Annotated in this window: 19 protein-coding genes; 8 read left to right on the top strand and 11 right to left on the bottom strand. The window is 69.6% G+C overall.

The genetic code is table 11. The features are described from left to right. Positions 1-3 precede the first annotated feature (3 nt). From pstB to QSK32_RS41510, 6 genes are all read right to left on the bottom strand, one after another. The gene (pstB, locus tag QSK32_RS41485) at positions 4-780 is read right to left on the bottom strand and encodes a phosphate ABC transporter ATP-binding protein PstB (RefSeq protein WP_045747846.1); all 777 of its coding nucleotides are present in this window, start codon (positions 778-780) and stop codon (positions 4-6) included. Between the two features lie 11 nt (positions 781-791). Then, a complete protein-coding gene (pstA, locus tag QSK32_RS41490; RefSeq protein ID WP_285475060.1) occupies positions 792-1,877 on the bottom strand; it encodes a phosphate ABC transporter permease PstA in 1,086 nt (361 codons plus the stop codon). Between the two features lie 73 nt (positions 1,878-1,950). Then, positions 1,951-3,021: a phosphate ABC transporter permease subunit PstC gene (gene pstC, locus QSK32_RS41495; protein WP_045747848.1), complete on the bottom strand. Its 1,071-nt coding sequence runs from the start codon at positions 3,019-3,021 to the stop codon at positions 1,951-1,953. Between the two features lie 60 nt (positions 3,022-3,081). Next, positions 3,082-4,173, bottom strand: a complete 1,092-nt coding sequence (gene pstS, locus QSK32_RS41500) for a phosphate ABC transporter substrate-binding protein PstS (protein WP_045747849.1) — start codon at positions 4,171-4,173, stop codon at positions 3,082-3,084. Positions 4,174-4,675: 502 nt separating this feature from the next. Continuing rightward, positions 4,676-5,578 (bottom strand): mycothiol synthase, encoded by a 903-nt coding sequence (mshD, locus tag QSK32_RS41505; RefSeq protein ID WP_285475061.1) that lies wholly within the window; start codon positions 5,576-5,578, stop codon positions 4,676-4,678. Positions 5,579-5,594: 16 nt separating this feature from the next. Continuing rightward, positions 5,595-6,311 (bottom strand): winged helix-turn-helix transcriptional regulator, encoded by a 717-nt coding sequence (locus QSK32_RS41510; protein ID WP_045747851.1) that lies wholly within the window; start codon positions 6,309-6,311, stop codon positions 5,595-5,597. Between the two features lie 306 nt (positions 6,312-6,617). On the opposite strand from QSK32_RS41510, the gene QSK32_RS41515 reads away from it, so the two are divergent. The 5 genes from QSK32_RS41515 (at position 6,618) to QSK32_RS41530 (ending at position 9,994) form a co-directional block, all read left to right on the top strand. Next, a complete protein-coding gene (locus QSK32_RS41515; protein WP_245674335.1) occupies positions 6,618-7,610 on the top strand; it encodes a hypothetical protein in 993 nt (330 codons plus the stop codon). 158 nt (positions 7,611-7,768) lie between these two features. After that, positions 7,769-8,476 (top strand): LmeA family phospholipid-binding protein, encoded by a 708-nt coding sequence (locus QSK32_RS41520; RefSeq protein WP_245674336.1) that lies wholly within the window; start codon positions 7,769-7,771, stop codon positions 8,474-8,476. A gap of 85 nt (positions 8,477-8,561) precedes the next feature. After that, positions 8,562-8,633, top strand: a complete 72-nt coding sequence (locus QSK32_RS45640) for an Ms5788A family Cys-rich leader peptide (protein ID WP_342669831.1) — start codon at positions 8,562-8,564, stop codon at positions 8,631-8,633. A 174-nt stretch (positions 8,634-8,807) separates the two neighbouring features. Next, entirely contained in the window at positions 8,808-9,656 is an 849-nt protein-coding gene (locus QSK32_RS41525) for a sulfurtransferase (RefSeq protein WP_045747853.1), read from the top strand. A 2-nt stretch (positions 9,657-9,658) separates the two neighbouring features. Beyond that, entirely contained in the window at positions 9,659-9,994 is a 336-nt protein-coding gene (locus QSK32_RS41530) for a DUF1416 domain-containing protein (RefSeq protein ID WP_045747854.1), read from the top strand. A 281-nt stretch (positions 9,995-10,275) separates the two neighbouring features. Here QSK32_RS41530 and QSK32_RS41535 read toward each other — a convergent pair whose 3' ends face one another. After that, positions 10,276-11,535, bottom strand: coding sequence for an AI-2E family transporter (locus tag QSK32_RS41535; RefSeq protein WP_045744536.1), 1,260 nt, complete (start codon positions 11,533-11,535; stop codon positions 10,276-10,278). A 167-nt stretch (positions 11,536-11,702) separates the two neighbouring features. On the opposite strand from QSK32_RS41535, the gene QSK32_RS41540 reads away from it, so the two are divergent. Next, positions 11,703-11,999: a GroES family chaperonin gene (locus tag QSK32_RS41540; RefSeq protein WP_211275439.1), complete on the top strand. Its 297-nt coding sequence runs from the start codon at positions 11,703-11,705 to the stop codon at positions 11,997-11,999. 291 nt (positions 12,000-12,290) lie between these two features. Here QSK32_RS41540 and QSK32_RS41545 read toward each other — a convergent pair whose 3' ends face one another. Continuing rightward, positions 12,291-14,222: a PrsW family intramembrane metalloprotease gene (locus QSK32_RS41545; RefSeq protein WP_285475062.1), complete on the bottom strand. Its 1,932-nt coding sequence runs from the start codon at positions 14,220-14,222 to the stop codon at positions 12,291-12,293. 57 nt (positions 14,223-14,279) lie between these two features. Beyond that, a complete protein-coding gene (locus QSK32_RS41550) occupies positions 14,280-15,458 on the bottom strand; it encodes an FUSC family protein (RefSeq protein ID WP_045744534.1) in 1,179 nt (392 codons plus the stop codon). A gap of 29 nt (positions 15,459-15,487) precedes the next feature. On the opposite strand from QSK32_RS41550, the gene QSK32_RS41555 reads away from it, so the two are divergent. Beyond that, entirely contained in the window at positions 15,488-16,126 is a 639-nt protein-coding gene (locus QSK32_RS41555; protein ID WP_045744533.1) for an HD domain-containing protein, read from the top strand. Here QSK32_RS41555 and QSK32_RS41560 read toward each other — a convergent pair. After that, positions 16,098-16,382, bottom strand: coding sequence for a DUF4031 domain-containing protein (locus QSK32_RS41560; protein WP_045744532.1), 285 nt, complete (start codon positions 16,380-16,382; stop codon positions 16,098-16,100). The genes QSK32_RS41555 and QSK32_RS41560 overlap by 29 nt on opposite strands. Continuing rightward, the gene (locus tag QSK32_RS41565; RefSeq protein ID WP_045744531.1) at positions 16,379-18,178 is read right to left on the bottom strand and encodes a glycerol-3-phosphate dehydrogenase/oxidase; all 1,800 of its coding nucleotides are present in this window, start codon (positions 18,176-18,178) and stop codon (positions 16,379-16,381) included. The genes QSK32_RS41560 and QSK32_RS41565 overlap by 4 nt, the downstream gene beginning before the upstream one ends. Positions 18,179-18,346: 168 nt before the next feature. Here QSK32_RS41565 and QSK32_RS41570 point away from each other — a divergent pair, with 168 nt between their 5' ends. Further along, complete coding sequence (locus QSK32_RS41570; RefSeq protein WP_285475063.1) at positions 18,347-23,716, top strand: beta strand repeat-containing protein; 5,370 nt, start codon at positions 18,347-18,349, stop codon at positions 23,714-23,716. Positions 23,717-25,264 lie beyond the last annotated feature (1,548 nt).

Below are 25,264 nucleotides of genomic sequence, written 5' to 3' on the forward strand. Positions count from 1 at the left end.
GACTCAGCCGAACCGGCCGGTGATGTAGTCCTCGGTCTTCTTCTGCGACGGGTTGCTGAAGATCTTCTGGGTGTCGTCGTACTCGATCAGACGGCCCGGGTCACCGGTCTTGTCGATCGAGAAGAAGCCGGTCTTGTCGCTGACGCGGGCCGCCTGCTGCATGTTGTGCGTGACGATGATGATCGTGAAGCGGTCCTTCAGCTTGAACATCAGGTCCTCGATCGCCAGCGTGGAGATCGGGTCGAGGGCCGAGCAGGGCTCGTCCATCAGCACGACCTGCGGCTCGACGGCGATCGTGCGGGCGATGCACAGACGCTGCTGCTGACCGCCGGAGAGGCCCGCGCCCGGCCGGTCGAGGCGGTCCTTGACCTCGTCCCAGATGTTCGCGGCGCGCAGCGACTTCTCGGCGGCCTCGTCGAGGATCGACTTCTTCTTGACGCCGTTCAGCTTGAGGCCGGCGACCGCGTTCTCGTAGATCGACATGGTTGGGAACGGGTTGGGCCGCTGGAAGACCATGCCGATCATGCGACGGACCGCGGTCACGTCGACGTCCGGGTCGTAGATGTTCTGGTCGTCGATCGTCAGGCGCCCCTCGATCCGGGCGTTCGGCAGCACCTCGTGCATGCGGTTGATGGACCGCAGGAAGGTGGACTTGCCGCAGCCGGACGGGCCGATCAGGGCGGTGATGGTCTTCGGCTCGACGGTCATCGACACGCTGTCGATCGCCTTGAAGTCGCCGTAGTAGGAGGAGACGTTGCTCGCCTCGATGCGCTTGGCCATGGGGAATCCTCTTATCGGGACAGCTTGTTGCGACGGGCGAGCAGCTTGGCGGCGATGGTCAGCGCCAGGACCAGCACCACCAGGGTGAGCGCCGCGGTCCAGGCACGGGCCGGTGCGTACTTGGAGGCGTCTCCGGCCTGCTGGTACACGAAGAGCGCGAGCGACTGCTGGTTGCCCGCGAACGGGTCGAAGTTGATCGCGGCGGCGCCACCGGCGACGAGCATCACCGGGGCGGTCTCGCCGGCGGCCCGGGCGATGGAGAGCATCACGCCGGTGACGATGCCGGGCAGGGCGGTGGGCAGGACGACCTTGAGGATCGTCTTCCACTGCGGAACACCGAGCGCGTAGGAGCCCTCCCGGAGCGGCCCGGGCACCAGGCGCAACATCTCCTCGGTGGAACGCACGATCGTCGGCAGCATCAGGACCGCCAGCGCGAGCGCCGCGGCGAACCCGGAGAACTGGGGGCGTCCGTCGTTGAAGTACGGGCTGACGATCAGCACCCAGAACGAGAGGATGAAGAGGCCGGCGACGATCGACGGGATGCCCGTCATGACGTCGACGAAGAACCGGACCGTGGCGGCAAAACGTCCCTTGCCGTATTCGACCAGGTAGATCGCACCGAGAACACCGAGCGGGACGGCCATCAGCGCGGCGATGCCGACCTGCTCCAGGGTGCCGATGATGGCGTGGTAGGCGCCGCCCATCGGGTCCCGGGCACTGATGTTGTTCATCGAGGTGCCGAAGAAGTCGCCGTCCAGGCGGGAGGCGCCCTTGGACACCAGGGTCCAGACCACGGAGGCCAGCGGCAGCACGGCCAGCACGCAGGCGGCGTAGATCAGCGACTTCATGGTGCGGTTGCGCGCGGCCCGGACGCCTTCGACCCGGCCGGCGGCGAGGAACAGCCCACCCAGGTAGAACGCGGCGCCGAGCACGATGACCAGCACCCAGTTGCCGATGCCGAGGCCGAGCACGAGGGCTGCGGCGACGACGAGGGCGGCGACCGCGACACCGAGGTTGACGGCCGGGGGGAGTTTCCGCGTGCGGATGTTGTCCGGCGTCATGACGACGCCCGGGACTTCCTGCTCCAGAACGCTCATGCCGGCACTCCGCTTCGCGCCATGCCGTCATGAGTTTGACGGCTGAGCTTGCTGATTCGTTCGTTGCGCTCTCTCATGCGGCACTGTCCCGGAACTCGCGACGGCGGTAGATGATCGCCCGCGCCGTCATGTTGACCACCAGTGTGATCGCGAAGAGCACCAGGCCGGAGGCGATCAGTGCGCCGCGGCCGGTGGCGTTGGCCTCGGCGAAGCTGTTCGCGATGTTGGCGGCGATCGAGTTGCCGCCGTTCTGGATCAGGTTGAACGAGATGTCGAAGGTGATGCCGAGCGTCAGGGCCAGGGCGATGGTCTCGCCGAGCGCGCGGCCGAGGCCGAGCATCACGGCGGCGATCACGCCGGGCTTGCCGTAGGGCAGGACCGCGGTTCGGATCATCTCCCAGCGGGTGGCGCCGAGAGCCAGCGCCGCCTCCTCGTTCATGCCGGGCGTCTGCTGGAAGACCTCGCGGGAGAGCGAGGTGACGATCGGAAGAACCATGATCGCCAGGACCAGTGCGCCGAGCATGATGGACTGACCGAACGGGCCCTCGCCGCCGAAGATGGGCAGCCAGCCGAAGTACTCGTTGAGCCAGATCGAGAAGTCTCGAACGGGCTGCTGGAAGTAGTCGCGGCCCCAGAGACCGAAGACGACACTGGGCACGGCCGCGAGGAGGTCGATCACGAAGCCCAGCGGCGTGGCCAGTCGCTTGGGCGCGTAGTGCGAGAGGAACAGGGCGATGGCCAGCGCGATCGGCACCGAGATGAGCAGTGCGAGAAGCGAGCTGAGCACGGTACCGAAAGCGAGCGCGGCGATGCCGAACACCGGTTCCGCGTCGTTCGGGAACCAGGTCGTCTCGGTCAGGAAGTTGCCGTTGTTCTTCTGGAGAGCCGGCACCGCCTTGGAGACCAGGAAGGCGGCGATGGCAACGATGATGACCAGCACCATCGCGCCGGCTGCCGTTGACAGGGCGCGGAACGCCGTCTCGACGGAGAACCGGGCTTTCTTGGGCAGTGCGCCACCACCGCCGACCGGGGGTTCGTCATTGCTGCTCGGGTACACACCGGCGCCGGCGCCCTGAGCGTGACGGGAAGTCACACCCAGGTCGCCGGCGGTGGCGTTGTCCGAGCGAGAGGGGTAGTCACCCATCTGCGCGCTCGCTGTCGTCTAGGAGGGTCGTTGTTCGCCAAGGAGGGATTGACGAAGACTTCAGGAGATCGCGGCGACCGAGGCCTCGACCTTGGTGCGCAGCGTCTCGGGCAGCGGGGCGTAGCCCAGCTCGGCGAGCGCGGTCTGACCCGCGGTGCTCGAGGTGTACTTCAGGAAGGACTGGATCTCCTTGGCCTTGGCGGAACCCTTGCTGCAGGCGATCTCGTAGGTCACCAGCACGATCGGGTACGCGCCCGCGGTCGAGGTGTTGTAGTCCAGCTCGAGGGCCAGGTCGCCGTCGGTGCCCTTGACGGTGGCGTTCTCGAAGGTCTTGCCGGCCGACTCGCCGGTCAGCTCGACGAACTCGCCGGCGCCGTTCTTGATCTTGGCCTTCTGCAGGTCGCTGTTCTCCGCGAAGGAGAGCTCGACGTAGGAGATGGTGTTCGGGGTGCTCTTGACCTTGGTGGCCACACCGTCCGACTTGGCGGCGCCGGTGCCGCCCGGGGCCTTCCACGCCTTGGCGTTACCGAACGACCAGTCGGCCTCGGCGGACTTGCTGAGGTACTTGGTGAAGTTGTCGGTGGTGCCCGACTCGTCCGAGCGGTGAACGGTCTCGATGGTCGCGTCCGGGAGGGTCGCGCCGGCGTTCTCGGCGGCGATCGCCGGGTCGTTCCACTTCTTGACCGTGCCGGCGAAGATCTTGGCGATCGTCGAGGCCGACAGCTGCAGGCCGTCGACGCCCTGCACGTTGTAGACGACCGCGACCGGGCCGATGACCATCGGGAGGTTGAGGGCCTTGCCGCCGGGGCACTTGGCGTCCGCCTGGGCGACCTCCTCCTCCTTCAGCGCGGAGTCGGAGCCGGCGAAGTCGGCGGTGCCGGCGATGAACGCCTCGATGCCCGCGCCGGAACCGTTGCCCTGGTAGTCGACGGCAGAGCCGGCGCACTGACCCTGGTAGGCCTTGATCCACTCATCCATGGCGTTCTTCTGGGCGGTGGAGCCCTGCGCCGTGAGGGAGCTGCCGGCAACGCAGTCACCAGGGGCGGCGGAACCGCTCGCCGCCGGCGCCTCGTTGTCCGAACCGCACCCGGTGAGCGCGATCGTCGCAGTCAAAGCAATGCCGGCCAGGTAACCGGACCGCTGGAGCTTCACAATGTTCCCTTCGGGTTTGCAACCGGTCTCTCACCGGCTCACACCCCGAAAGTTAGGAGCGCGAAGTGACCACCTCCCCGGTCACAAGTGAACTGAGGGTGAACACGTTCGCCCCGGAAGGTAGCCATCCCCCAAGTGAGAGTTGTCCGTTAAGTGAACTGCGGCCTTGCCATCCGATATGTCGTATATATACGGGCGGCTGTAATCGCGCCGAGATCTCGCCTTGTCCGTAGCGTGACCATCACGCCACGTCGAACGACCCACGGACACAGCCTTTCACCGCGACACGACCGACGCCCGACTGTTCGACCTGCATCGATGTCCTGCCCGGCCACCCCCGTCGGGCACGGCGGGCGTTCCTCTTCCGCCCTTTTCAGGGGTACGGGTGACCGCACGAGAACCGCCCCGAGCCGGATACGACTCGGGGCGGGGATGGTCGGAGGAGGTGCCGTTCACGCGTACCCCGGAACGGGCGCGAGTGAGGCGCTCGGCGCGCCCACCGTCAGGGTCGCCGGTAGTTGACGTCCGTCTTGTGGATCGTGAACCCGAGACGGTGGTAGAGCGCGACCGCGGCCGGGTTCGACTCGTCCACGTAGAGGTTCGCGACGGTCAGCCCCGCCCGGGCCAGGTGGCGCAGGCCGGCGACGCTGAGCGCGGCGCCCAGACCTCGGCGGTGGCCGGCCGGGTCGACGGCGAGGACGTAGATCTCACCCAGCGCCGGATCCGGACCCTCGGGCGCATGCACCTTGGTCCAGTGGAAACCCAGCACCGTGTCCGCGATGTCCACGGCGAGCAGGAAGCCGGCCGGGTCGAACCACGGCTCCGACTCCCGGGTGAGCAGGTCGTCGAGGACCCAGCCGCCCTGCTCCGGGTGGTGGGCGAAGGCCCGCGCGTTCACGTCGAGCCAGGCCTGCTCGTCGGCACCGGGACGGAACCCACGGATCGTGACGCCCTCGGGCAGCGGGATGTCCGGCAGCGGCTCGAGCAGCGACCGCCGCATCTGCCACAGGACCCGGTCGCGGGTGAAGCCGTTGCGCTCGCCGAAGGCCGCCGCACCCGGGTCGTCACCGTGCGCCCAGAAGCTCAACGGGCCGGGACCGGCCGCGGCCATCAGCGCGGTGCCGTGACCGGCGCGGCGGTGCAGCGGGTCGACGACCAGCTCGCCGGCCGGGCCCGCACCGTCCGGGGACGGAAGGAAGGCGTAACCGGCCAGACGGCCGTCGGAGCCGGTGGAGAGAAGATGCCGCCCGCCGTGGTCGACGTCGCCGCGGACCCGCAGCACGACGTCCTCGGAGAGCGGGTAGACGCCGTCCACCTCACCGGCGGCGGCCGCCAGGGCGAGAACGTCGTCGACCTCGGACGCGGAAAGCCGGCCCGCAGCGCGGACCGGCTGCTCCGTCGTCATGAGACCTCGACCCCGATCAGACCGGCAGGGAGACCGGCTCGTTGTCCGGCAGCTGCCGGCCGTTCGGCGGGGTCACGAACTTGTAGCCCACCTGGCGCACGGTGCCGATCATCGACTCGTACTCCGAGCCGAGCTTGGCTCGCAGACGCCGGACGTGCACGTCGACGGTGCGGGTGCCACCGAAGTAGTCGTAGCCCCAGACCTCGCGCAGCAGCTGGTCGCGGGTGAAGACCCGGCCCGGGTGCTGGGCGAGGAACTTGAGGAGCTCGAACTCCTTGTAGGTCAGGTCCAGCGGACGGCCCTTGAGCTTCGCCGCGTAGGTGTCCGGGTCGATGTTGAGCTCACCGGCACGGATCGAACCGCCGGCGCCGGCGGTCGCGTTGTTCAGCCGGCCGACGGCCATCCGCAGCCGTGCCTCGACCTCGGCGGGACCAGCGCTGGCCAGGATGACGTCGTCGACACCCCAGTCCGCGTTCAGTGCGATCAGGCCGGCCTCGGTGACCACCGCGACCAGCGGGACGCCGATGCCGGTCGCGTGCAGCATGCGACAGGTGGCACGGGCTTCGGACAGCTCGGAACGTGCGTCGACGAGCACGGCGTCAGGGCTGGGCCCGGACACCAGGGTGCGGACGTCGCGCGGGGCAGTGCGCACCGAGTGGGGAAGAAGGTCCAGAGCGGGCAGTACGGCGGAAGGTTCGCCGGCACGTGCCGTGACCAGCAGAAGGATCTCCACACTCACCTCCGTCCTCGCGGCGTTCAGCCGCTCGGGTGACCCGGTTCGCGCAGCTGACAAGCTTCGCCACCGGAGAACATGGGGCCCGGCGTCACCGACGGGTGGGTTGCGATTACCTTAACCGATGCATCAGGGCCCATACCCAGGTCCGATACGCAAGTGATGTAGAGAACGCCGCGAAGGTGTCTGAACGGCGGATTCGTAACCAGCCTTTTACCCGATCGGTTATAGCCGGGTTCTTCTATAAGGCGCTGGTGTGGACTCGTCGATTGGGACGACGGTCACCGGTCTGGCACGATCGCAGTCGTGTTCCCCTCCATGCCGCAGGAAGACCCCTGGGACGCCGACGCCTCCAAGCAGGTCGCGCGTCTCACTCCGGGCAAGCCGAAGGCCGGGATGTACAACGCCGTCCCGGACGAGGAGGAGGACGACCGGCCGTCGTCCGACGACGATCTCGAAGAGATCCCGGTCATCCCGGTCCGCCCGCGACTGTCGGTCGCGATCGCCGGGTTCGCCGGGCTGCTCACCATCGCGCTCGCCCTCGGCGCGCAGACCACCGGACCGGACGCCCGGTACCCGTACGCGATCGTGCTGTTCGGGATCCAGCTGCTCGGCGTGCTGGCCTGGACGATGGCGCTGACCCCGCCGGCCGCGGCCGTCACCGCGGGAGCCGCCGCCCTGGCCGCGCTGACCGCCGACTACCTGGCGGTCACCGGCACACCGGTCTCGCTGATGCCGCTGCTCTACACCACCGGCGCCGGATTCGTCGTCGCGGCCGTCGCCCAGGTGCTCCGGGCCGACGACCGGCGACGGGCCCGGGACATGTGGCGGTCCACCCTGATGCTGGTGGGCGGCGCGGTGGCGTACGCGTTCCTGCTCCTGCTCATCCGCGAGCCGCTCGGCGCGCAGACGATCCTGGTCTGCTGCGTCGGCGCCGGCGTGTCGCTGGTGGTCGCCCGGCTGGCCGACGCGGTCCTGCCGAAACCCCGGATCGCGGCGCAGGTGCCGCGTGGCGCGGCCGGCATCGTGCTCGGCGCGATGCTGGGCACGCTCGCCGCCGCCCTGGTCGGCAGTTACCTGGTGCTGCCGTTCACCCCGGCCAACTGCGCGGTCGTCGGCCTGGTCGCCGCGGTCGCCGCCACCCTGGTCGACCTGGCCGTCAACTTCGGCGAGGCGGGACGTGAACTGGCCGGTGACGCGCCGACGTTCTGGCTGGCCCGGCACATGCAGGGCCCGCTCGGCGGGTTCGCGCTGATGGCTCCGGCGGCGTACGTGTTGGTCCACTGGTATCTGTCCTGACCGTTTCGTTACACCACCCGCCCGCCCTGTTTCATTGAACCCACAGCGCGGGCATGTACGTTCCCGAGGGCAAGTGGGCCGAATCGGGAGGATCAGTGACCGAGGTGTACGAGACGCAACGCCCGCGCCGTCGCGGCCGTGGACTTCTGATAACCCTCGTGGTCCTTCTGCTTCTCCTGGTGGGTGGCCTGGTGGCCGCGGACCGGCTCGGCGCGTCGTATGCCGAACGCGTCCTGGCCGACCGGGTGGCCCAGGAGGTGGCGAACCAGGGATCCAGCAGCGGCAAGCCGGAGGTCTCCATCGCCGGGGTGCCGTTCCTCACCCAGGTGCTCGCCGGCGAGTACCAGGAGATCCGGATCGAACTCCCCGAGTTCACCGCCAACACCGGCAAGGACCAGCAGGTCCGCATGGCGCTGCTGGACATCCGCGCGCAGGACGTGCAGGCCCCGCTCGACTCGCTGCGCAACGGCACCGGTGACGTGGTGGCCGGCGCGGTCAGCGGCACGGGCACGGTGGCCTACCAGGACCTGGTCGACCTGATCGCCCTCGACGGTCTCGAGCTGACCGAGGAGGACGGCAAGCTGATCGGCTCCGCGCCGCTGTCGCTGGCCGGCCAGACCTTCCAGCTCTCCGGGACGGCCGAGCTGGCCGTGACCGACAATCTGATCCGGGTGCGTTTCTCCGACGTGTCCGCGGACAACCTGCCGAGCATCCTGGTCAATCAGTTCGCCGACCGGTTCTCGTTCGACCTGCGGGTGCCGGCACTGCCGATGAACCTCGCGGTCCGGCAGGTCGAGGTACTCCCCGAGGGGCTGCGGATGACCGCCGCCGCCGAGAACGTGACCCTCTCCGCGGGCGGTCTGTAGACAACGCAGCGGAGCCGTTCGTTCCCGGATGGTGGTCGGTGCTGTTCCACGCGTCGGGCCCACTGGTAAGGTCGATGGCATGAGTATGGTGCTCACCAAAAGGCGCGCGGTCGACCTGTGCCGCGTGGCCGCATGCCTGTGTCGTCCCGTCATCTGACGGGGCCACTCGGTGCTGAGCACCTTCTTCAGTTAGCCCAGGGCACTTCTTAGCCCGGCAGTGGCGCCGTCGCACAGCAGCCCGTGATCCCACCTACCGATGGGTCCGCGCGGAGTGCGATGAGGCATACCTCCGTGCGCTGACTCTCCCCTCACCCACCAAGGGAGTGAATCGATGAGTCGCGACACCGCACTCGTTTCGGCCGACTGGGCCGAGAAGAACCTGGAGACCCCGGGAATCGTGTTCGTCGAGGTCGACGAGGACACCACCGCCTACGACGGTGGCCACATCCCCGGCGCTATCAAGATCGACTGGAAGCAGGACCTGCAGGACCCGGTCCGGCGGGACTTCGTCGACCAGGAGCAGTTCGCCGCTCTGCTCTCCGAGCGCGGCATCTCCAACGACGACACCGTGGTCCTCTACGGCGGCAACAACAACTGGTTCGCGGCGTACGCGTTCTGGTACTTCAAGCTGTACGGCCACGGCGACGTGAAGCTGCTCGACGGCGGCCGCAAGAAGTGGGAACTCGACGCCCGGGTGTACACCAAGGACGTCCCGAGCCGTCCCGCCACCAGCTACGTCGCCAAGCCGCAGGACGCCTCGATCCGCGCCTTCCGCGACGAGGTCGTCGACGCCATCGGCACGAAGAACCTGGTCGACGTGCGCAGCCCCGACGAGTTCGCCGGCCGCCTGCTCGCCCCGGCCCACCTCCCGCAGGAGCAGTCGCAGCGGGGTGGCCACATCCCCACCGCGATCAACATCCCGTGGAGCAAGACCGCCAACGAGGACGGCACCTTCAAGTCCGACGACGACCTCGCCAAGCTGTACGGCGACGCGGGTCTCGACGGCACCAAGGACACCATCGCGTACTGCCGGATCGGCGAGCGCTCCTCGCACTCCTGGTTCGTGCTCAAGGAACTCCTCGGCCACGAGAACGTGAAGAACTACGACGGCTCCTGGACCGAGTACGGCTCGCTCATCGGTGTGCCGATCGCCCTCGGCGACGAGCCCGGAAAGGCCTGACCATGACCTCTCCGTCTGCCAACATCGCGGCCGGCTGCGCCGCTCCGGACCAGTCCGCGCCCCTCCCCGCCAGCGTGGACCTGGAGAAGGAGACCGTCATCACCGGCTTCGTGCGCAACGCCGAGGGCGAGGTGGTCGGCGGTGCCTACGTCCGGCTGCTCGACGCCTCCGGCGAGTTCACCGCCGAGGTGGTCTCCTCCCCCGAGGGTGTGTTCCGCTTCTTCGCGGCGCCCGGCTCGTGGACCGTGCGGGCGCTCAGCCGGCACGGCAACGGCGAACTGGCCGTCGACGCCGCCCGCGGCGTGAACGAGATCGCCCTCAGCGTCGCCGCTTCCTGACCGCTCACGCTCTGTTACCCACTGGTGTGGTGATTTCCGGCGCGCTAAGCGCCCTAAATCACCACACCACACGGGGTGTGTTGAGTTAGGGCGCCGTGGACGCCGCAACTCAACACAGCTCTTTGGGTGTGGTGAATTACGGCGCCATGGACGCCGCAACTCAACACAGCCCTTGGGGTGTGGTGACTTAGGGCGCCATGAACGCCGCAACTCAACACAGCCCTTGGAGTGTGGTGAATTGGGGCGCCGTGGACGCCGCAATTCAACACACCGAACGGGGGTCAGGCGTTTCCGGTGGTCACCACGACCGCGTCGGGTGGGATCTCGGGTCGCCGCCGGGACAGTCGCCGGACGCCGGTGTTCAGCACCGCGATCAGCGGCACCGCCACCAGCGCGCCGATGATGCCGGCCAGCACCACACCACAGGCGATCCCGATGATCACCGCGAGCGGGTGCACGGCCACCGCCCGGCCCATGATCAGCGGCTGCAGCACGTGACCCTCCACCTGCTGCACCAGGATCACCGCGCCCAGCGTGATCAGGGCGACCACCCAGCCCTGATCGACCAGCGCCACCAGCACGGCCACCGCACCCGACACGCTCGCCCCGACGATCGGGATGAACGCGCCCAGGAACACCAGGGCGGCCAGCGGGAACGGGAACGGCACCTCGAGCACCAGCAGGGCCAGGCCGATGCCGAGAGCATCGATGAACGCCACCAGCACCGTGGCCCGCACGTACGCGCCCAGGGTCCGCCAGGACGCGTCCCCGGCGTCGGCCAGCGACCAGCGCGCGCTCACCGGGAACAGCCGCACGAGGAACCGCCAGATCTTGCGGCCGTCACGCAGGAAGAAGAACGTCGCGAAGAGCACCAGCAGCAGACCGGTCACCAGCTCCGCGATGGTCGCCGCGGTGGCGATGCCGGTCGACGTCAGCGACGACGTGTTCGCGTTGATCCACTCCTGGCCGGAGTCGATCGCCTGGTCGACCTGCGCGTCGGACAGGTGCAGCGGGCCGGTCCGCGCCCAGTCCTGGATCTGCCGGACACCCGCCGTCGCGTTCTGGGTCAGCTGCGGCACGCCCTCGATGAACTGGTTCACCACCAGCGTCAACGTGCCGGCCACCGCGGCCAGCCCGCCGACCAGCACCAGGAAGGTCGCCAGCGACGGCGGCAACCGCAGACCGAGCAGCCAGCCGACGGCCGGCTTGAGCAGCGCGGTGAGCAGCAGCGCGATGGCGAGCGGCACCACCACCACACTGACCACCCCGATCAGCTGCAACAGCGCCCAGCCGACCACACCGACCACGATCAGCCGCCAGCTCCATGCGGCCGCTATCCGCAACGGCTGCGGCACATCGGCGTCGTCGCGACTGCTCGTCGAGTGGTGCACGATCGCCGGATCCGGCGGTGGTGGAACGAACTCGTCGTAGTCGGTCCAGCGCTCCTGTGAGGACGAGGCCGCGCGAGCAGTACGCACCGAGTCCCGCCCGGAGTCGTAGGCCCTCTTCAGGTTGTCCCGAACGCGCCGGAAGCGATTCAACCGGCTACCCCCTCACCATCGGTCACACGGCTCTCACGGTAGTGCCCGCGCACCGGTGACGCAGTACCGGCCATACCCGGACCACGCCGACAACTACCCAGGACAGCGGCGTACCGTCTGCACTCGTGAGCGCCGACACCCGCACCGACACCGGATTGCCGATCCGGATGCTGCACGACCGCGTCCTCGTCCGCCAGGACGGCGGCGAGGGCGAACGACGATCGACCGCGGGCATCGTGATCCCCGCGACGGCCTCGATGGGCCGTCGCCTGTCCTGGGCGACCGCGGTGGGAGTCGGGCCGAACGTGCGGTCGATCGTGGTCGGCGACCGGGTGCTGTTCGACCCGGACGACCGTTCCGAGGTGGAGCTGCACGGCAAGGGCTACGTCCTGCTCCGCGAGCGGGACGTGCACGCCGTCGCGGCGGACCGGGTGGAGTCGGACGGGACCGGGCTCTACCTCTAGACCCGTTCCACGATCAGCGTCCGTGTGGTGACAGTGCTGACCACCCGAAAACACCACACCCCCCACGGGTGTGGTGACTTGGGGCGTCCAGCGCGCCCGTAATCACCACACCCCCACCGGTGTGGTGACTTGGGGCGTCCAGCGCGCCCGAAATCACCACACCCCCACGGGTGTGGTGACTTGGGGCGTCCAGCGCGCCCGAAATCACCACGCGGACGGGCTTCGCGCCCGGACCACGAAACGTGTCTGGGCCTCCGGCTCTGGTTCGCCGGCTTCGTCTCTCCGGGCGGGTCAGCCCTGCGGGGGCTGCCACGGGTTGTGGTCCGGCTGCGGCTGCCCGTACTGCGGCGGCTGCCCGTACTGCGGCGGCTGCCCGTCATAGTGAGGCTGACCGTACTGGGGCTGCTGACCGTACTGAGGTGGCGGGCCGTACTGGGGCTGCTGCCCGTACTGGGGCTGCTGACCGTACTGAGGCTGCTGACCGTACTGAGGCTGCTGACCGTACTGAGGCGGCGGACCGTAGTACGGCGGCGCCGACGGCTGACCGTAGTGACCCGGCATGCCGGAACTCGGCACCGGGGCGAACGGCGGCACACTCGTCGGGTATCCCGGGTATCCCTGCTGACCCGGGTAACCCGGATATCCCCCATAGGTGGGGTAGACCGGCGGCGGAGGCGGCGCGGGCATCGTCACCGGCACCGGCATGACCGGTTCGGCCGGTGGCGTGACCATCCGCACCACCCCGTCCGGGAACGCGATCCGATAGGTGTGCCCGTCCCACCAGGCCTGCGGCATCTGCGGATCCCGGCCGGCGAAGACCGAACGGTATCCGGTGACCGCGGCGAGGAGTTCCCGCTCCTCGATCGTCGACCGTTCCAGATCACGCGGGCTTCGGGCCAGACCGCGCTGCATGCCGTCACGTAGCAGCGCCAGCCGGGTCGAGGCGAACTGGAAGCTGCGCATCGCCCGGTGACCGTCCGGCCCGGCCACCCGGCGGGCCCACTGCCGGGCCGAGTGCCGGCGGCCCAGGCTGCCCAGCGCGGCCACCTCCGGCGGCGCGAACCAGCCGGTCCGCACGTAGTAGTGCAGCACCCGCTCGGCCAGCCGGCCCTCCCAGCTGCGCAGCGCGATGGCGAAGCCGACGACCGCGAAGAAGAACGGCACCATGAAGCCGAGGTACCCGTACAGCATGATGTAGGACTCGCCGGTGGCCGCGGAGAGCGTCGGCAGCAGGTTGAACGTGCCGTGCAGGATCATCGCGGCGAGCAGGCCGGCGACCGGGGCGAGCCAGCGCACCGTCCGGTCGGCGGACCGGGCCGCGATGCCCAGGCCGATGCCGGCCATCGAGGTGAAGAGCGGGTGCGCGAATCCGGTGAACAGGATCCGCACGATGAAGATCAGGAAGACGTTCTGCAGGCCGGTCGCCGGGCCGTACTCGTCGGCGCCGGTGGCGTAGCCGTGGCCGCCGAGGTAGAGCACGTTCTCCACCATCGCGAAGCCGAGCGCGGAGAGACCGCAGTAGACGATGCCGTCGGTGATGCCGGACCACTCGGCGCGGCGCCGCCAGAACAGCAGCAGCGGGCCGAGGACCTTCATCGACTCCTCGATGAAGGGGGCGATCAGGACCGCGACCAGCGCGTCGGGCAGACCGATCTTGTCGAACAGCCAGGCCGCGCCGGTGTTGACCACCAGGGCGACCGCGGTCGCCACGGCCGCACCCCAGGCGAAGCAGAAGACCAGATATTTCACCGGCTCCGGCTCGTAGCGGTCGAGCCAGGCGAAGCTGCTGGCCAGCAGCGGGACCGGCAGGATCGCCGCGGTCAGGCCGATGGCCAGCGCGGTGATGCCGAGGCTGTAGCCGAGGTAGACCAGCATGCCGATGGCCGCGGCGGCGATCAGCGAGATGACCGCGCCGATCGGCAGCCAGCGCCGCCATCCGATGCGGCGGCCCGGGATCGGCGCCTTCGCGTCGGTCGCCGCCGGGTAGGGCGGCACCGGGTCCTGCGCCACCGTGTCCGGCAGGATCACCTGCCCGGTCGTCTCCCCGTCGGCGGCGGCCTGCTCGTAAGAGGCCTGCTCATGCTCATGAGAGGCCTGCTCGTAAGAGGGCGAGGGCGCGGCGGTGACCGCCTCGGGCACGCCCTGGGGCGCTTCGGCGTCAGGGGTGACTGCCTGCGGGTGGGCAGCCGGGTCGGGCGACCCGGCCGGCGAGACGTCGGCCATGTCCGCCAGCGTAGTCACCGGTTCCGCACCGGACGTGCCCGAGGAGGGCGAAACCGATCAAGAAGGCATCGATCCGGACCCGGGCGCCGCCGGACGGGTCCGTCCCTGGCGCCGCCGGCTGCCGTGCGAGCGCTCCGTCCAGCCGATCGCCTCGCGGACCTGACGGGTCGCCTCGGCGTGTTCGATGCCGGTGGCCCGCAGCAGATCACCGACCGAGGTCCGGATCTGCGCCACCACCACCCCGCCGGAATATCCGACCCCGGCCTGGTACGCCACGCCCGACTCGGCCGCCGCGACCAGCGCCTGTGCCCGAGCCCCGGCCGGCTCGTCCCCGTGGTCCCATTCCAGTCGCAGCAGTTCCACCGCGTCGCCGAGGTGCCGCATCGCGACCGGCAGCACCTCCGGGATCGGCTCGTTGTCCTGCAGCGCGGTCAGCGAGCGGCGGATCATCACCCGCACGTTGCGCAGCGAGTAGGTGAGCTGTGCCGCACCGTCCACGTACTGGGCGAGGGCTCCGCGGGCCCGCCAGCGTGCGGGGGCGAACGCCACGTTCTCCTCGGCCGCGTCGATCGCGGTACGGAAGGCGGCGAACGTACCCTCGGCGGCGCGCAACCGGTCCAACGAGGCCTGGACCACCACCGGGTCGGCGTCCGCCAGGCCGCGGGCCGCCTCGTGGAGCCCGTCGGTGAAGGCGCGCAGCGCGGGGTTCGCGGCCCGTCGCACCACGGTCAGCGGGTTGATCGGCAGCAGCACGGTCATCACCGCGAGCGCGATGCCCCCGCCGACCAGCGCGTCGAAGAACCGGGTCCACGGCTGGCCGGTGGTGGAGGTCAGGGTGGCCACCAGCACCGCCGACGACGCGGATTGCACGATCAGCGGGGAGCCGCCGCCGACCGCGGTGGCCAGCAGCACGGCGAGCAGCACGATCAGGCCGATCTGCATCGGCCCGGCCCCGATCAGCAGGATGATCCCGTCGCCGAGACCGATCCCGGCCGCGACGCCGATCACCAGTTCGGAGGTCCGCCGCAGCCGCTGCCCCACCGACGAGCCCAGCGTGATCACCGCGGCGATCGGCGCGAAGAACGGCATCTGCCGGCCGAACACGTCGTGGGCCAGGAACCAGGCCAGTCCGGCGGCGAGGCCGGCCTGCAGGGCCAGCATCAGCCCGGCCCGGCCCCGGTGCAGCGCCGCGTTGACCCGGACCGTGACGCGGTCCGGCTTGCCGAGGCGGATCATGGCCTCAACCTACGTGTCAGGATGCCGGGGTGACATCTCTGCCCGAAGCTTTCCGGACGGCGGCCCGTGACGCGGGCGCCGGCACGAGCGACGCCGACCTCGACGCCGCCGCGCAGTACCTGCTCAGCCGCTGGACCGAACCGCAGCGGCACTACCACGACGTGACGCATCTGACGGAGGTGCTGGCGGTGGTGGACCGGTTCGCCGCGCTCGCCCCGCACCCCGAACGGGTTCGCCTGGCCGCCTGGATGCACGACGCCGTCTACGACCCGCGGGCGCTCGGCGACTCCAACGAGCGGGACAGCGCCGAGTTCGCCGAAGGCCTGTTGCAGAGCCTGGGCGTGCCGGACGAGGTGGCCGCGGACGTGTCCCGCCTGGTCGGGCTGACCGCCGGGCACGCCACCGAGGACGACGACCCGGACGGCGAGCTGCTCTGCGACGCCGACCTGGCGATCCTGGCCGCCGACGACGAGCGGTACGCCCGATACACCGACGCGATCCGCCGCGAGTACGCGCACGTCCCGGACACCGCGTTCCGCGAGGGCCGGACCCGGGTGCTGACCGCGCTGCTGGAACTGCCGTCGATCTACCGGCACGCGGCCGTCCGCGACGAGTGGGAGGACCGCGCGCAGGCCAATCTCAAGGCCGAGCTGGAAGCACTCGCCTGACCAGGTGCTTCGGGCGTCGCAGGCCGGACGCCCGGAGCCGGGCGGCGATCTCGCGGGACGGCAGCAGCGTCGCGCCCAGCCAGAGCGCGCTGGGGAACCGGAACGCCGGGATGTCGTAGTGGTCGCGGTCGAACGCCCTGCGCGGCGCACCGAGCATCTCGGCGAAGACGTGCAGCTCCGCGTAGGAGACGTCGCTGACCAGGTGTGACCAGAGGTGGCCACGACCCGGCCAGCGAGGTTCGTCGACGAGGATCAAAGTTCGATCTCGTGCAGGTCCACCGAGCGGTCGGCGGCCAGGCCACGCACGTCCGGCGCGCCGATGCGGGCCGCGTCGGCGGTCGCGTCGTCCGGCATGGTCTGCGACTGCCGTTCCGCGGTGACCCGCGCCAGGTAGTGCTCGATCTCCTTCTGCCGAACGGTCGCGTCCCAGCCGAGCACCTCGCCCATCACCTCGGCGGCGTGCGCGGCCGACTCGGCGCCGCGGTGCGCGGTCTCGATCGACACGCGCAGGCGCCGGGTCAGCACGTCGTCCAGGTGCAGCGCGCCTTCGGCGAGCGCCGCGTAGGCGATCTCGACCGCGAGGTATTCCGGTGCCCCGGCCAGCGGTGCGGCGAGCGCCGGCTCCGCTTCCATCATCGCCAGCAGGTGTACGGTCAGCGTCCCGTACCGCTCCAGGAGGTGTTCCACGACGCCCGTGGTGACGCCGTGCCGCCGGGCGGTGTCCTGCCGGTCGCGCCACGCCGCGGTGTACCCGTCCGCGCCGAGGAGGGGGAGTTCCGCGGTCCGTGACGGCCGGGCGGCCCCGCCGAGGCGGCGCACCGCGCGGTCGATGACGTCCGCGGCCATCACCCGGTAGGTGGTGTATTTCCCGCCGGCGACCAGCAGCAGGCCCAGCATCGGCTCGACCACGGCGTGCTCACGGGACAGTTTCGAGGTCGAGTCGGCCTCGCCGGAGAGCAGCGGGCGCAGGCCGGCGTACACGCCCTCGATGTCGTCGGTGGTCAGCGGCCGGTCGAGGACCGAGTTGACCTGGTCCAGCAGGTAGCGGATGTCGCGGGCCGAGGCTGCCGGGTGCGAGCGGTCCAGCTGCCAGTCGGTGTCGGTGGTGCCGATGATCCAGTGGCCGCCCCACGGGATCACGAAGAGCACGCTGGTGGCGGTCCGCAGGATCAGGCCGGCCTCGCCGGTGATCGCCGAACGGGGCACCACCAGGTGTACGCCCTTGGAGGCGCGGACCCGCAGACCCGGGCGGACACCCACGTCGCGCAGCATCTGCGACATGTCGTCGCTCCACACGCCGGTGGCGGCGACGACCGTCCTGGCCCGGACCTCGAACTCCTCGGAGTCGGGGGTTTCCAGGTCGCGGACCCGGACACCGACGACCTCGCGCGCCTCGCGCACGAAACCGGTGACCCGGGCACTGGTGACCACGGCCGCGCCGAGGCTGGCCGCGGTGCGGGCCAGGTTGACCACCAGCCGCGCGTCGTCGACCTGGCCGTCGTAGTAGCGGATCGCACCGGCCACCTGGTCGGCCCGCAGACTGGGGAAGAGGTGCCGGGTGCCCTCGCGGGTCAGGTGCCGGTGCAGCGGCATCCCCCGGCCCGTGCCGAAGACACCGGCGAACACGTCGTACGCCGCGACGCCGAGCCCGTAATATGCCCGCTGCCAGGCACGTTGCGGCAGGCCGGTGGCGGGCAGCGGGACCAGGATGGGCACCGGGCGCACCAGGTGCGGCGCGAGACGGGTGGCGAGCAGCCCCCGTTCGGTCAGCGCCTCGTGCACCAGGTGCAGCTCGAGCTGTTCCAGGTATCGCAGGCCACCGTGGATGAGCTTGCTGGACCGGCTGGACGTGCCGGCGGCGAAGTCGCGGGCCTCGACGAGGGCGACCTTCAAGCCCCGGGAGGCGGCGTCCAGGGCCGCACCGGCACCGGTGACACCACCACCGATGACCAGCACGTCGAACTGTTCGTCACGGAGTCGTCGCAGGTCGGCGGTGCGCCGGATGGGCGAGAGCCGGCCTGCGGCATAACGGGAGACGGAGGGATCGCGCACCTGTCCCAGACTAGCCGCCGTACGCCTGCCGGTCGTTGGAACCGAACGGCACCCGGGATGCAACCGATCTGCACCACGGGTTTGCTCGTCCTGCACCTGAGCGTTCCTAGCGTCGGCCGTGCGGCCCGGGCTGTCGGAGCTCGGGCTCATGCACGATCGGGACGACTAATGCATAGAGTTGCTCTGCGCGCCCGCCCGTACCGGCCGGTCGCTCTCCTGGCTGCCGTCGCCCTGCTGGCGGTGACGGGCATCGCGGTCTTCACCGAGGACGCCAACGCGGCGATCACGAACCCGTTCACCTCGCGGTTCAGCGCCAACACCAACGGAGCGATCGAGCTTCGCGGCAACACCGTCATGCAGTGCCCGGCGGCCACCACCAACTGCACGGCCGGTCAACAGGGTGTGGACAACGGCGGCGACACGCTGAACAACAACGGGTACAACATGGAGTACATCAACACCGACAGTGATGCGACGACGTTCAATCACAGCTCGGCGACCATCTCCATGCCCACCGGAAGCAACGTGCTCTTCGCCGGTCTCTATTGGAGCGGCAACCTCACAGCCGGCACCAACGGCGCGGCGGCGCTCACCGCGGCGGACAACAACAAGGTGCTCTTCGCGACGCCCGCCACCGGTTCCTGGACCACGCTCACCGCGGACACGCTCTACAGCGACAGCACGATCAACTCGTATCAGGGCTTCAAGGACGTGACGACGCTGGTCTCCGGCGCGGGCAACGGAAGCTACACGGTCGCCAACGTCCAGGCGGGCACCGGCGTGGACCGGTATGCCGGATGGTCGCTGGTGATCGCGTACCACAACGACAACCTGTCGGTCCGCAGCCTGCGCGTCTACGACGGGTTCGGCGTGGTGAACACCACCACGTCCTCCGTCGACATCCCGATCTCCGGTTTCAAGACGCCGTCGAACGGCCAGGACAACGCCAAGATCGGTGCCGTCGTGTACGAGGGCGACCTGGGGCGCACCGGCGACCAGCTCAAACTGGACGGCGTGGCGATGTCGGACGCCCTCAACCCGGTGACCAATTTCTTCAACAGCACGGTGAGCGAGAACGGCGTCGCGATCACCGACCGGACACCGAGCTATCCCAACCTGATGGGTGTCGACGCCGACCAGTTCGACGCGAGCGGCAAACTGGCGGCCGGCGCCACCATGGCCACGCTGACGCTGTCCACCGGCGGCGAGGTCTTCTATCCGGGTGTCGTCACCTTCACCACCGACGTGATCGCCCCGCGGCTGGTCGCCACCACCACACCCACCGACCTCAACGGCGGCGACCTGGTGCCCGGCGACATCGTCGAGTACTCGATCCTGGTGCGCAACACCGGCGACGACACCGCCGACAGCACCCTGCTGACCGACGCGATCCCCAGCAACACCACCTACGTCCCCGGGACGCTCACCATCGACGGCAACACCAAGACCGATGCGAGCGACACCGACGAGGCGAACTTCGGCAGTGCCAGGACGACCTTCGATCTGGGTACGCTGACGCCCTCCCCGGCCACCGGATCGTCCAAGACCGTCACGTTCCGGGTGAAGATCGACACTGCGACCCCGGCCGGCACCAGCATCGTCAACGTGGCGAACATGTCGTCCAACGGCAACTCCACCTCGGTCTCGGTCACCAGCACCGGCGACACCTCCACCCTGACCGTCCAGCAGCCGGACGCCGACCTGCGGGCCGACGTCGCGGTGGCGCCGACCGTGGTGCAGCGGGCCGCGGGCACCAGCACGATCAGCTACACCGTCACCGTGGACAACATCGGACCGGAACTCGAACCGGCACCCCGGGCCGTACTCACCCTGCCGACCGGCGTCACCGCGGGCACCCTGCCCAGCGGTTGCACCGCCGCCGGCCAGGTGATCACCTGCACGCTCGCCGACCTCGCCCCCACCACCCAGACGACGGTGACGATCCCGGCGACGGCCGGCAACACGGCGAGCGCGACGGCGACCGCGACGGTCACCGCCTCCGGATCCGGCTCCGACCCGGACAGCAGCAACAACACGGCCTCCGCCGGGCTGCGGGTCAACACCGCGCCCCAGCCGGTCGGAGACACCGCGACCACGCCGCACGACACCCCGGTCGACATCGACGTGCTGGCCAACGACACCGACGCGGACAACCAGCAGAGCGACCTGACCGTCACCGCCGCCACCGCGCCCAGCCACGGGACGGTCGTGGTCAACGCCGACTACACGATCACGTACACGCCGACGCCGAGCAGCTGGCGCGGGGCCGACACGTTCTCGTACACGGTCAGCGACGGCGAAGGCGGGTCGACGAGCGGCACGGTCACGGTCACCACGCAGAACGCGCCGCCGGTCGCGGCCGACGACACGGTCGCCACCGCGGCCAACACCCCGATCACGATCGACGTGGTCGCCAACGACACCGACCCGAACAACGACGCCCGGACGGTCAACGCGGTGACCCAGCCGCAGTCCGGGGCGGGCGCGGTGACCATCAACAGCGGCACCAACCGGGTGGTCTACACGCCGAGCAGCACGTTCAAGGGGACGGCGGTCTTCACGTACACCATCGCTGACGGCGCGGGCGGCACCGACACCGCGACCGTACGGGTCACGGTGGCCAACGCGACGCCGGTGGCCGCCGGCGACACGGCGACCGTGGCGTACGGCGGCACGGCGACGATCGACGTGCTGGCCAACGACACCGACGCGAACGGCGACACGCTGAGCATCTCCGCGGTCGGCACGCCGAACCACGGCACGGCGAGCATCAGCAACGGCAAGATCCTCTACACGCCGCCGAGCGGGTACTCCGGAGCCGCCACCTTCACGTACACGATCACCGACGGCACGAACACCGCGACCGGCACCGTCACCGTGAACATCGGCAACGCCCCACCGGTGGCGGTCGACAAGACACCGGCCACGCCGTACGGCACACCGGTGACCCTGGACCCGGCCGGTGACTCCACCGACCCGAACGGCGACACCCTCACGGTCACCGGCACGACGACACCGGCACACGGCACCGTGGTGCGCAACAGCAACGGCACGATCACCTACACCCCGGACACCGGATTCTCGGGTACGGACTCCTTCACGTACACGATCAGCGACGGCAAAGGCGGAACCGACACCGGCACGGTGACCGTAACGGTGGCCAACGGGGTGCCGACCGCCGGAGACATCGCCGTCACGGTCAGCACCAACGCGCCCGAGACGATCACCGTGCCGGCCACCGACCCGAACGGCGACACGCTGACCATCACCATCGACACCCCGCCCACCCACGGCACCGCGACCGTGGTCAACGGCAAGATCGTCTACACCCCGCGGGACGGCTTCATCGGGAAGGACACCTTCCACTACACGGTGACCGACGGCAAGGGCGGCTCGGCCGGCGGCGACGGCGAGGTCACCGTGGTCAACTCGGCGCCGACCGCCCAGCCCGACGCGGCCACCACCGACACGGACACCGCGGTCACCGTCCCGGTACTGGCCAACGACACCGACCCGAACGGCGACACCCTCACCCTGAGCGCGTCGACCACACCGGCGTACGGGACGGCCGTCCGCAACGCCGACGGCAGCATCACGTACACGCCGAAGTCCGGATTCTCCGGCACCGACACCTTCACCTACACCGCGGCCGACGGCCACGGCCTCAGCGACACCGGCACGGTCACCATCACGGTGAACAACGCGCCACCGATCGCCGTCGACGACACCTACCCGATCACGCCCGGCGAGACGAAGATCCTGCCCGTCCTGGCCAATGACACCGACCCGAACAAGGACCCGAACACCGGCGTGCAACAGACACTGACGGTGCTCTCGGTGACCACCCCGGCGAAAGGCACGGCCACCCTGGACAACGGTGAGGTCACCTACACCGCGGCCGCCGACGCCACCGGCAGCGACACCTTCAGCTACACGGTCAGCGACTCGGCAGGCGGCCAGGACCAGGCCACCGTCACGATGGTCATCGACGGAGCACCGATCGCGACGGCGGACACCGCGACCACCGAGACCGGCAAACCCGTCACGATCGACGTGCTGGGCAACGACACCGATCCCGAAGGCGACGCCCTCACCGTGGCGTCGGTGAGCCAGCCCGCCCACGGCACCGCGACGATCAACGCCGGCAAGACGGTCACCTACACGCCGGCGGCGAAGTACCGGGGCGACGACACCTTCACGTACGTGGCCCAGGACACCGGCGGGCACACCTCCACCGCGACGATCAACGTGACGGTGAAGAACGCGCCGCCCGTCGCGGTGGCGGACACCGCCGCCGTCGTACACGACGAAGCCGTCGACATCTCCGTCCTGGACAACGACACCGACGCCAACGACGACGAACTGAGCGTGACAGCGGTCGGCACACCCGGACACGGCACCGCGGAGATCACCGGCAAAATGGTCCGGTACACCCCAGAAGCCGGATTCTCCGGGGCCGACACCTTCACGTACGAGGTGTCCGACAGTGACGGCGGCACCGCCACGGGAACAGTCACCGTGACGGTCGCCGACGACAAACCGGTCGCCGTCGACGACACGGCCAGCACGGCGTACGGCAAAGCAGTGAGCATCGACGTCCTCGAGAACGACGTCGACCCGAGCGGCTCCCTCACCCTGACCGAGGTCGGCACACCGACCAAGGGCAACGCCGTCCAGGACGACCAGAAGGTCACCTACACCCCGCCGACCGGCTTCACCGGCGTGGCCACCTTCGAATACACCGCCGGCGACGCGAACAACAACGAGGTCACCGCCACCGTGACCGTGACCGTGAACAAGCCGCCCGCCGCACCCGACAAGACGGTCCGCGCCAAACCGGGCACCGCCCTGACGATCACCATGCCGACCGTCGACAAGAACGGCAAGAAGATCACCCCCACCTCGATCGGCGAACCGGACAACGGCACCGCGGTCCTGAACGCGGACGGCACGGTCACGTACACGCCGAACGAAGGTTTCCGGGGCACCGACTCCTTCACTTACGAGGCGGTGGACGACGAAGGCAACGTGACACAGGGGACGATCACCGTGACGGTGGCCGGCACCAACCAGCCACCGGTGGCGACCGACAACACCCTGACCGTCACCGCCGGATACGCGATAGTTTTCAACCCGGCGGTCGACGACACCGACCCTGACGGCGACGACATCACGATCACCAGCGTCGGCAAGGCCGAACACGGCACCGCGGTCCTCACGACGGCCGGGCTGGTGGCCTACAAGCCCAAGGACAGCTTCGCGAGCGGGACGGACTCGTTCGCGTACACGATCAGCGACGGCCAGGGCGGCACCGACTCCGCCGAGGTGACGATCGAGGTGACCGCGGCCGACAGCCTGGCCACGACCGGCCAGAACATCGCCACGATGGTCACGACGGGCACCGTGGTCCTGTTGTTCGGCGGCATCCTGTACACGATCGGCGTACGCGGTCCGGCCCTCCTGCCGGAAGGCATCCGCGAGGTCTTCCTCGGCACCGGTCCGGGCCGACACCGTAATGGGGGCCGCCACCGTCGCTGACCTCCCACTCCCATAGCCCACTCGCAGGGGCGGACCACCAGGTCCGCCCCTGCTTCCTATCCGAGGCCCGCCCCGTGCCCGTCCCGTGCCCGTCCCGGCCCCGCTCGTTGCCTGTCCCGGCCCCACTCACTGCGCGTCCCGGCCCCGCTCGTTGCCTGTCCCGGCCCCAATCACTGCGCCTCCCGGCCCCGCTCGCTGCCTGCCCTGCCCCCTCTCGCTGTCCGCCCTGTCCCGCTCGTGGCCTGTTCCGGCCTCGCTCGCACTGCCCGCCCCGGCCCCACTCACTGCCCGCCCCGGCCCCGCTCGCTGCCCGCCCGCCAAGCAGCACAGAACGAAGAACGCACCTGATCACGACGGTCCCGGACAGCATGCGCACCCAATCACGACGGTCCTAGGCGGCAGCCGCACCCAATCACGACGAGTCAGGCGGCAGGAGCACCCGATCGCGATAAGCAAGGACGGCAGACGCACCCGATCACAGCGAGTCGAGGCGACAACCGCACCCGATCATGGGTCTGGGTGCGTCGACTGCCCCAAAACGGCAGGTACCCGCACCCGATGATTGATCCGGTGCGCTGACCACCCGCAATAGCCGACGGCACCGCCGGACGAAACCAACCCGCCAAACCCGACCCTGGCGGCCGAGCCGAGCCGGGCTGGGCCGAGCAGCCGGGCCGAGCAGCCGGGCCGAGCAGCCGGGCCGAGCAGCCGGGCCGAGCGAATGCTGGATGAACCCTCAGACGTAGGACTTTCCCTGCGGTAACGTCCCGATCTGAGTGGCCCGGTTCGGGTGGGCGAGGGCTGACGTGCCTGACCTCACGCTCTACCCCATGACTCGAAGAATGCCGCAGCTCGGTTTTCCGGCCGTGCTCCAGGGCTGTTCTCCGGCGGGCACCCTTATTGCTCGTGTGTGAACCGTGGCTGACGGCTCGACCAGCTGAACCGTCAGCCACGGCTCTACGGGAGGCACAGCTCAACCACCAGTAACGGCGGGAACAATCCGACCGCCGCCTGCCGGCGTCAGACGACCGCAGACGACGGCTCGCGGTCGCCAGCCGTACGCCACGGTTGCCATCGGCTTACGGATGAACCATGGACGACGGCCCGGGACGCCCGGCCGTGTCCCATGGCTGCTCTCGGCTCACGAATGGACCGTGGACGACGGCCCGGGGTGCCCAGCCGCACTTCATGGCTGCCTTCGACCCACAGATGGACCGTGGACCACGGCCCGGGATGCCCAGCCGCACTTCATGGCTGCCTTCGACCCACAGATGAACCATGGACGACGGCCCGGGACGCCCAGCCGCACTTCATGGCTGCCTTCGACCCACGGAAAGACCGTGGACCACGGCTCGGCTGGCTAAGCCGTCGCTACGGCTCTCCAAGAGGAAAAACTCAATCGCCAGGAACGGAAGTACCGGCCCGGCCGTCATCTGCGGCTCCTGGTCGGTTCGGCTCCGCCTACGGCTGATTACCAGCTCGACCGTCGTCTGGCCCGGTCGACCGTCGTCGAACAAGGCCAGCCGTCGTGAACAGGGCCGGCCGTCG

Origin of the sequence: Actinoplanes sp. NBRC 101535 (genome assembly GCF_030269225.1) — a bacterium.
Lineage (GTDB): Bacteria > Actinomycetota > Actinomycetes > Mycobacteriales > Micromonosporaceae > Actinoplanes > Actinoplanes rectilineatus.